The sequence below is a fragment of the Candidatus Omnitrophota bacterium genome, from assembly GCA_028712255.1.
Taxonomy (GTDB): Bacteria; Omnitrophota; Gorgyraeia; order Gygaellales; family Profunditerraquicolaceae; genus UBA6249.
Genome location: JAQTQJ010000004.1, coordinates 113,535 through 119,874 on the forward strand (window position 1 = coordinate 113,535; position 6,340 = coordinate 119,874).

5 protein-coding genes are annotated in these 6,340 nt (G+C 42.0%); all 5 read right to left on the bottom strand.

Annotation, left to right across the window (positions count from 1 at the left end; genetic code table 11):
• Positions 1-54 precede the first annotated feature (54 nt).
• Complete coding sequence (locus PHC29_03360; GenBank protein ID MDD5108530.1) at positions 55-588, bottom strand: hypothetical protein; 534 nt, start codon at positions 586-588, stop codon at positions 55-57.
• Positions 585-1,958 carry a hypothetical protein gene (locus PHC29_03365; GenBank protein MDD5108531.1) on the bottom strand — a complete coding sequence of 458 codons (1,374 nt, stop codon included), beginning with the start codon at positions 1,956-1,958 and terminating at the stop codon, positions 585-587. Before PHC29_03365 ends, PHC29_03360 begins: the two co-directional genes overlap by 4 nt.
• Before the next feature lie 224 nt (positions 1,959-2,182).
• Complete coding sequence (locus PHC29_03370; protein ID MDD5108532.1) at positions 2,183-3,430, bottom strand: type II secretion system F family protein; 1,248 nt, start codon at positions 3,428-3,430, stop codon at positions 2,183-2,185.
• A 135-nt stretch (positions 3,431-3,565) separates the two neighbouring features.
• On the bottom strand, positions 3,566-5,182 hold the full coding sequence (locus PHC29_03375) for an ATPase, T2SS/T4P/T4SS family (GenBank protein ID MDD5108533.1): 1,617 nt from the start codon (positions 5,180-5,182) through the stop codon (positions 3,566-3,568).
• 73 nt (positions 5,183-5,255) lie between these two features.
• Positions 5,256-6,340, bottom strand: a 1,085-nt coding sequence (locus PHC29_03380) for a F0F1 ATP synthase subunit beta (protein ID MDD5108534.1), incomplete at its 5' end; no start/stop codon positions are given.

A 6,340-nucleotide genomic window follows, 5' to 3' on the forward strand; every position in this document is an offset into this window, starting at 1 on the left:
AACCGTCTCTGGATGCCCGCTTCCGCGGGCATGACGGTTTAGATATTTATTCTGCTAAGAAAACGAAACTCCTGATATTGTTGCATCTATCTTCAATATAGTACCCATGTCATCTTTTGCAGACAAAGTAATTTTCTCAACCTGCAACAAGATGTTGGCTCCTTCAATACCAGAGATAAAATCCAAAACATTTTTTAGTTGCCCCTCGGCACGTAAAGAAACGCTGTAAAGATTAACTACTCCGCCTTTGACCTTGCTTGAGCCAACGAAATTCATGTCTAATATTTGCAGTTTAGACTTTCTTGCTTCAGCCTCAACTTTACTCATTACCATAGCTGATTGTTCTTCATCGGAACCGCGAAGGCTAGAATATCCTTCAATCTGTTTCTGCGCTTTAAGAATTTCCGTACGGTTAGCTTCCAGGGCCACATACTTACGTATAGCCATTTTAGATTGTTCTATTTCTTCGGTAAAAACAGCGGTTTTCTCGTATATCGGGCCAAGGACAAAAGTTTTTATCACAAATAATCCTAATAATAAACCAATGCATATTGATAGTAGCTTTTCCTTGGTGTTAAGTTTTCTCATTTTACGACAACCTCAAAATCAACCACATCCTTATCTTTTAATTTACGCCTGCGAGTATAACGGTTCTGTGCACCCTTAAAAGATTCAGAGTTACTAAGGGTATTGGTAAAATTTAAAATATCAGGTATCTGCTGGGCATAACCTCTAAAAGAAAAACTCTTTTGCTGTTCCCAGCTAAAGTTAGTAATAGTTATACTGCTAGGGCAAAGCCGATCCAATGCATACAAAGATGGCAATACCGAAGCCTTAGGATCTACATATTGTTTAGCTATTTTTAATTTATTAGCAATATCGTCTAACTCTTTGGCATCTTTACTTAAAGAAATAACCTTGGCCTTAAGGCTTGCGGAATAAGATTGCTGCTGAAGAAGCCTTACTAAAGCGATACCGCCCAGGCAAATCAATATGTAGACCAAAACAACTCCTAGAATCATTAACTGCTGCACCTTGGACTTCATCTCTTTCTTTATCTGGAGCTCAGGGAGAACGAATTGAATATCGTCTTTGGATATCTGTGAACTAAATCCCAACACTGCCGACAAAGAGATGTCTTTTAGTCCACTTGCAACAAAATTATCATACTCTTTGGAAGAAAGATACTGGGCCTTCAGATTAAAATCCTTAACCAAAATGCCCTCAATAAGTATAAGGTGCTCTCTGGATGCGCCGGTTAAGAATATTCTATCGCATTTAACATCAGGAAGTTCACTACTCAAAGCAACCAGAGCCTGTTTCAATTCAATAGTAAATTTTTCTTTTTCATCATCGCTTTTCAACCCAGAAGCACCCTGGGGGACAACAACGCTTGAGCCCAGTTTATGATTATGCACTAACACAAGATCGCTATAGCTTGAGTCAATATCCAAGATAAAATACGGCCCTTGTAAGAGCGCCTTGTCTTTACATGTCTCAGCCACATAATGCAGGAGGCCCTGGGAACTCATCAGTATTGATTCCGGAAGGATGTTAACGGGGACAAAAGAACTAACGGTACTCTTGAAAATATTTTTTAAAGCAATAGCTAAAATCAAATGGCTATTGCCTATACCATCAAACCCTAAATTCTGATATGCCCAACAAACCTCCTCTTTGTGATAAGGAATCTGCCGCATAAGATAGAGCCCGAGCATCTGTTCAATTTCTTTTGGATCTTGTGAAGGCAGGTCGACGCGGCGCACAGTTATTTTATTGCGGTTAAGCACTACAAAAGCATCAATATTCTTACCGCATTTATTCTGTTTCAATATCGAGCTCAGGGCTGCAGAGATAGCCGCACTTTCGATATTGGCCAAAGACTCAACCACAACTTTGTGGCCTATACAAACCTTGAGCCAACGTTCAGCAAGTTCTATAATTACTTTAGTCCGCATAATTGCCTTCTCATCCCCGCGAACAGACTGTGTCAAAAGTACATTTTTGTCATCCTGAGCGTAGCGAAGGATCTCTTTTATCGTCGAGATTCTTCGTCCGGAGCCTGCACTGAGCGAAGCGAATATGGCCTCAGAATGACGGACTTTTACGATTTATACACAGCCTAGAAAGCGGTGATCTATTTTTTAGATTCCCACTTGCGTGGGAATGACGTTAAAAGTTATTAGCCCATGAGGGTATTCATATTAAATATTGGCAGGAGCATAGCAATTACCATCGCCCCGATAACCAAACCTAAAGCCAGAATTATTGCCGGCTCAATAAGGGAACTAACGGTTTTTAAATCACCCTCAATTTCTTTTTCATAAGAAACAGCAATATCCGCAAGCACGCTGTCAAGCCTGCCTCCCTCTTCGCCAACGCGGATCATCTGTACAAAAAAATCCGGAAATATCTTGAATTTTCCCAGTGAATCTGAAAAAGGCACGCCTTCGCTTATATCATGGCGCACCTGTTCTAGCTGGGCGACATAAACAGGATTTCCCATCAATGGCCCGGCGCTAGTTAAAGCAGAAAGCAGATTTACTCCGCTTTGTAAAAGCAAAGACAGGCTTCTAGAGAAATTCGCCACAGATTGTTTATAAATAATATCTTTAACCAGGGGAATATGATATTTCAGGCGGCTAAAAGCATTTTCCTGCCCCCGCATCTTCATTTTAAATACGGAAACCAAAACAATGATGAATATAATTATAAATATCCAGTAGGCTTTAAGAAAATTTGAGATATTCATTAAAATAAGGGTGGGTAAAGGAAGCTGGGCCTTAAAATCATCGAACATCCCGGCTATGCGCGGCAAGACAAAAGTAAGCATTACGAATATTGTGCCTATGCCAACTAAGGTCATAAATATAGGATAAGCAAGCGCCTGCTTAACTTTGCTCTTTAAATCTTCAATCCGGCGCAGATAATCCAACAGTTGAATAAGTGCATCTTTGAGTTTTCCTGTTGCTTCTCCGGTATGAATTATATTGATATAAAGCTGCGGAAAATACTGGGGATAGCGGCTAAGGCAGCCGGAGAACGAAATACCGTCTTTAATATTCTTTATAATATCACCCAGCAATGCTTTTTCTGTATGATTTTGGCAATTCTTTTCCAGAAGCCTTAAAGCGCTAAGCAGCTCTACACGCGAATTAACCAAGTTATAGAGCTTCTGGGTAAACAAAACCAGCTGTTTTAAACCCCATTTCCCGGTTGGCCGCAAAACAGTTTTAGGTTTAGCCTTGGTTGATGCTGAGGTTGCAGGCGATAATGATGCAAGGCCAGGTATGCCGTTTGATGGCTCAACAGAGATCGGTACAAGGCCCTTTGCCTGCAATACTTCAAGTACCTGCTCAATACTCTCCCCCTCAATCTTGTCTTGAACAACCTCATTCAGGTTTTTCTTAGCCTTATAAATAAATTGCAACTTAATGCCTCCTGCTTCTTAAAAACTCAGTCATTGCGAGGGCACGAAGTGCCCGAAGCAATCTCGGTTTGGATTGCTGCCCGCCACTAAACCGTTGGCGGGCAGGCGTCGCTGCGCTCCCCGCAATGACGAATATTATTCCAGTTCCACCACGCGCATAATTTCTTCTTTAGTAGTCAGGCCCTGCTCAACCAAAAACATGCCATTTTCCATAAGTGTGCGCATACCTTTTTTTCTGGCGGCAGACTTAATCTCCTGAGCATTTTTATGCTCGCCAATCATTGCGCGGATATCGTCATCAATAAGCATAATCTCATATATTGGCCTTCTGCCTTTAAAGCCGGTTTCACTGCAAGATTCGCAGCCTTTGCCTTTGCACAATGGGCAAAGCAGGCGAACTAGGCGTTGGGCAATAATTACCTCAACCGAAGAAGCCAATAAATACGGCTCAATCCCCATATCCATAAGCCGGGCAACACCGCTTGCGGAATCATTGGTGTGCAAAGTTGAAAAAACCAAATGGCCTGTAAGCGACGAACGAATTGCAAGATCCGCGGTTTCAGAATCACGAATCTCGCCAATCATCATTATATCCGGGTCATGCCTTAAGACACTTCTTAAAGCGCTGGCAAAAGTCAGCCCCACTTTAGGATTAACATGAATCTGAGTTATACCTTCAATTGCATATTCTACCGGGTCTTCAATACTAATAATTTTTACCTCTTTACGATTCAGGCGGCTTAAGCAAGTATAAAGCGTGGTCGTCTTACCGCTACCGGTAGGGCCGGTAATTAAAATAATCCCATGCGGTTTTTGCAGAAGCCTTTCGATTGTTTTTAAATCTTCCGGCATAAATCCTATCTTATTCAAATCCAACAACACCTGAGATGGCAGAATACGAATAACTACATTCTCGCCAAAATAACCCTGCAATATGGAAACTCTTAAGTCCACTTCTGTGCCATCAAGCAGGCGTACCTTTGCCCGGCCGTCCTGCGGAATGCGATGCTCCACCACATCCAAATGGCACATAATCTTAATACGCGAAACGATTGCCGGTTCAATATAATAGGCGTCCTGCGGCATTTTCATCTCACGCAATACTCCATCAATACGATAACGTAAAACTATTTTATCCACGTATATTTCGATATGGATATCGGTAGCGCGCATCTTAATTGCCTCTGTAATTATCTGATTAACCAACTTAATTACCGAAGCCTCATCGGCATTTTTCTCAATATCCTCAACACTTTGGTCTTTGGTTAATTTAGTACCCTGGCTGATCTTACCTTCCATAATCTTGTCTACTGTGCCAGCCACCGAACCATAATATTTCTGTATCGCTTCCTCCACTTCATGGCGGCTGGTTAGAATCCTGCTTGTCCTGAAACCTAAATTTAATTTAATATTTTCCGCCAGCCAAACATCCATGGGATTATACACTGCTACTGTTAAAACAGGCCCCTCCAGGCTAATTGGCATAAAACCATAATGCTGCACCAGTTTTGCCGGCACAGCCTTAACCGCATCAAGAGAGATACTGACATCTTTTAAATGCGCAAAAAACGGCAAATTAAACTGCTCAGAAAGCACCTTCTGCAACTGCTCTTCTTCCAATAAGCCTCTACTAACCAGAATATTACCGATCATATCTTCCTGAATAGTTGAATCTTTCAGTGCCTGATCAAGCTGCTCCTGAGTAATTAAACCTTTTTTTAACAACATCTCTCCTAATAATTTATTCGACATATTTAATTCTCCAATTTATTAACTGTCATTGCGAGGCTGCCTATGGTAGCCTCGCAATGACAATACGAACATCTTAATCCTCCAATTTTCCTATGCTATAAAAGCGGCCCTCATCAATCTTGTCAAGCTCGCCGCTGATTATCCTCTCACATCCGGAAATCGTATCTTCCATGGCAACAAACGCCCCTGGCTTGCCGGTATAGACCTCAGCGGTAAAAAACGGCTGGGAAAGAAAATTCTGTAACTTTTTTGCCCGGTCAAAGATAATTTTTTCTTCGGGAGCAAGTTCCTCTTTACCGATAATGGAAACAATACGCTCCAACTCGTCATAGCGCCTAAAATGCCGCAAGACATCCTGGGCAACATCAAAATGCCTTCTTCCGACAACTGCAGGGGTTAAAGAATTTGCCGATGATTGCAAAGGATCGATTGCCGGATAAAGCCCGCGTTGTACAAGGGAACGCGATAAAACAATCAGGCTGTCCATGTGCGCGAATATCGCCACAACCGCCGGATCCGTCATGTCATCTGCGGGCACATAAACCGCTTCGATGGCAGTGATACTGGCACTTTTCTCAGAACGGATTCTTTCATGCAACTGGCTTATTTCACTGGTCAATGTCGACTGATATCCTCCCTCAGAAGGAATTCTCCCCAAAAGAGTAGCAAGTTCGCTTCCTGCCTGCACAAAACGAAAAACATTGTCCATAAAAAAAAGCACATCTTTACGCTGGGCTAATATCATTTCCGCCAGGGCAACCGCGGTATGCGCTGCCTCAAAACGCATGCCAGGTGATTCATTCATCTGGCCAAAGATCAATATGGAACGTTTTAATAAATCGGCGCGCATAAATTCATGATAAAGTTCATTACCTTCGCGAATTCGTTCACCAACTCCGGCAAAAATACAGGTACCGCTTTGATAAGTGATAATATTATGAATGATCTCCAGAATAAGAATAGTCTTGCCGCAAGCTGCGCCTCCGAGTAAACCGCTTTTGGACCCCTTTATCAGAGGAAAAAGAAGGTCAATCATTTTTATTCCAGTATGAATTATCTGCGCTTTCTCTGCCACATCAAGATTAATCTCTGAAGCAAAATTTCCCCCGCCGTTTTTCAAAGGCAGAACATTGGTTAAATCAAGCGCAGCCTTATGGT

Bases quoted from the DNA above. Each gene is read 5' to 3' on its own strand.
- PHC29_03360 (MDD5108530.1), bottom strand. From the start codon at position 588: ATGAGAAAACTTAACACCAAGGAAAAGCTACTATCAATATGCATTGGT.
- PHC29_03365 (MDD5108531.1), bottom strand. From the start codon at position 1,958: ATGCGGACTAAAGTAATTATAGAACTTGCTGAACGTTGGCTCAAGGTT.
- PHC29_03375 (MDD5108533.1), bottom strand. From the start codon at position 5,182: ATGTCGAATAAATTATTAGGAGAGATGTTGTTAAAAAAAGGTTTAATT.